The 2,928-nt window shown below is 30.5% G+C and carries 3 protein-coding genes; all 3 read right to left on the bottom strand.

Annotated elements, in window-relative coordinates; genetic code table 11:
- Positions 1–1,062: murein hydrolase activator EnvC family protein (locus VK998_RS04170; protein ID WP_325225823.1), on the bottom strand; the 1,062-nt coding region annotated here is incomplete at its 3' end.
- Between the two features lie 16 nt (positions 1,063–1,078).
- On the bottom strand, positions 1,079–1,975 hold the full coding sequence (ftsX, locus tag VK998_RS04165; RefSeq protein ID WP_325225821.1) for a permease-like cell division protein FtsX: 897 nt from the start codon (positions 1,973–1,975) through the stop codon (positions 1,079–1,081).
- A complete protein-coding gene (ftsE, locus tag VK998_RS04160; RefSeq protein WP_325225819.1) occupies positions 1,956–2,651 on the bottom strand; it encodes a cell division ATP-binding protein FtsE in 696 nt (231 codons plus the stop codon). The genes ftsX and ftsE overlap by 20 nt, the downstream gene beginning before the upstream one ends.
- Positions 2,652–2,928: the final 277 nt, after the last annotated feature.

Here is a 2,928-nt window from a genome sequence, read left to right as displayed (position 1 = left end):
TGAAATCCCCGTGCTACCTATTTTAGCTATTGTATCTCCTCTTTTAACTTGTGCTCCTTCACTGACTACTAAAGATGAATTATGTCCATATAGAGTTACAATACCTCCACCATGATCTATCATTATAGTTTTACCATAACCTCCTAAAGTACCAGAATATATAATTGTTCCATCGTTTGCTGCAATAACATTTGTACCAGTAGGTGCAGGAATATCAATACCTGTATGTAATTTTTTTGTCTTAAAAACTGGATGTATTCTATAGCCATAAGGAGAACTTATCCTAGTATGACCAGGTACAGGCCAAGACATAACTCCACCAGAATAAGGCCCTTCTACTCTTTGCAATTTAACTATTTTAGAATCAATTTCCTTAGCAAATTTAATTAGTTTATCTTCTTCTTCTTCAAGTATCTTGTCATTTTGTAATAACTCTTCCATATACAATTTTTTAGCTCTATTAGCTCTAGCTAGTTCCTGTTTTCTATCATCCAGCTTGTTTCTAGTTACTTCTACAGATGCTCTTTTAGCTTGTAACTCAGTTTTCTTATTGTTTATAATATCTCTCTGATCTTTCATATACTTTATCAATTCTACATCATGATTTACTATGGATTGAACCATATCTTTTCTAGATAAAAAATCTCCTATATTTGCTGCAGCCAATAATACTTCTAAATATCCAACATCCCCATTTTTATACATTACTCTTAGTCTAGAATTAAAAGTATCTTGCTTATCTCCAATTTTTTCTTCTGCTTCCTCTAGCTCCTCCAATGTTTTGTCTATATCTTCATTTAATATTTTCAAGTCTTTTTCTACTTTTTCCAATTCAACAGTTGCATCGGATACTTGCTTGTCCAATTTTGCTATTTCACTTTCTACATCCTTCATTTGATTACCTAAGTTTTTTTTCTCTTTCTCAATTTTATCTAATTCTTGTTGGGTCTCTTTTTGTTGTTTTTTCAAATCTTCTAAAGTATTATCAGCAAAAACTAAAGCATAATTAAAAAATAAGACTAAAGCCAATATAAAGTATATACCTTTTTTCTTTTGAGCCAATTTTCCAACCTCCCTTTTATGCATTTAAAAATCTTTTTAAAGAAACAAGACTTCCTAAAGCCCCTATTCCTGTCCCCATTGCAATAAACATAATTGATATATCTTTTATTAACGCTGCAGGTGGCACTAAATATACAGTAAATAGTACATATAATTTATCGCTAACCCTATTGAAGAAATATCCATAGCCATAGTTGACAATTAGAATAGATATAATTGCTCCAATAAGACCAAAGAGCAAGCCTTCTATAATAAAAGGTCCTCTAATATATCCATTAGTAGCCCCTACATATTTCATGATATCTATTTCTCGTCTCCTAGCTGTTACAGTTATCTTTATAGTATTTGATATTATAAATACTGAAACAAATACTAGTATAGCTATTATAAACAATCCTCCACCTCTTACATAGTTAGCAAAAAGGACTAATTTTTCTATAATATCCTTATTGTATTTTATCTCCTCTATTCCTTGTAATCCTTTAACCTTATCCACAACTCTATCTGCATATTCAATATCTTCTAATTGTACTATTATTGTATTTGGTAAAGGATTTGTTTCTAATCCTTCTAAAAGGTATGCATCCTCTTCCCATTCTTCTTTCATAATTTCTAAAGCTTGTTCCTTGGACTGAAAAATTACGGATAAAACGCCTTCCGTACCTTTAGCTTCATTTTCAATTCTATCTAGTTGTTCTCCAGTAATATTGTCTTCTAAAAATATTTGAACTTCATCAAATTTATTTTTTGTATCTATTACCACATTATTTATACTCAATATCATAATTAAAACAAGACCAAGGATTATTAGTACAGCTGTAATAGAACCAACAGAAGCCAATCCCATGCCTCTATTTCTCCACATCCCTTGGAATCCTTGCTTAATAATGTTTTTAAGAATTCGAAAACTCATGCTCATACACACCCTTCTCTTCGTCTCTTATTACCCTGCCTCCTTCAATGGCAATAACTCTCTTTTTCATTATGTCTACTATATCTTTGGCATGTGTCGCCATTAGTACAGTAGTTCCACGCCTATTAATGTCTCTAAGTACTTTCATTATCTCCCAAGCAGTATCCGGGTCTAAATTCCCTGTAGGCTCGTCCGCTATTAATACAGGTGGGCTGTTAACTATAGCTCTTGAAATAGCAACTCGCTGATGTTCTCCACCTGACAGCTCATCAGGATAACAATGAGCTTTTTTACTCAAATCTACCATACTTAAAACCATTGGAACATTTCTTCTAATATCTTTTGGGTGTGCTCCAATAATCTCCATAGCAAAGGCTACATTTTCATATACAGTTTTATTAGATAATAATCTAAAATCTTGAAAAACAACTCCTACATTCCTCCTAATATAAGGAATTCTTCTATTTTTAACTTTGGTAATATCTTTCTCATTTAAATATATCTTTCCTTCAGTAGGGTCTTCTTCCTTTAATATAAGTTTAATTAAAGTAGATTTACCTGCACCACTAGGCCCAACTATAAAAACAAACTCACCTTTTGATATGCTTAAATTTATATTAGATAATGCTTTTACTCCATTTTTATATTTTTTGCTTATATTAATAAACTTGATCAAAAATTTTCACCTCTATGTATTAGGACTTTTTCATATCTTTATAATATGATTATAACATAATTAATATATGATTCTATTTAAAATCATTAAATCCTCTTTTTTTATAAATTTTTTCACCTTATTTTACATATTCGCTTTAATAATATATTATAATATAAGCTGAACAATAAATAAACAGTAAAGGGTGGTAATTTTGGATAAAAAAGTATTAAGAGATAAAATGCTTGAAGAAAGATCCAAACTTTCTCATGAGGAAATAATGATTAAATCTAGGGCC

The organism is Schnuerera sp. (assembly GCF_035459645.1).
In the GTDB taxonomy this organism is placed as follows: Bacteria; Bacillota; Clostridia; order Tissierellales; family Tepidimicrobiaceae; genus Schnuerera.
This window is presented reverse-complemented; position numbering and strand designations above follow the sequence as displayed.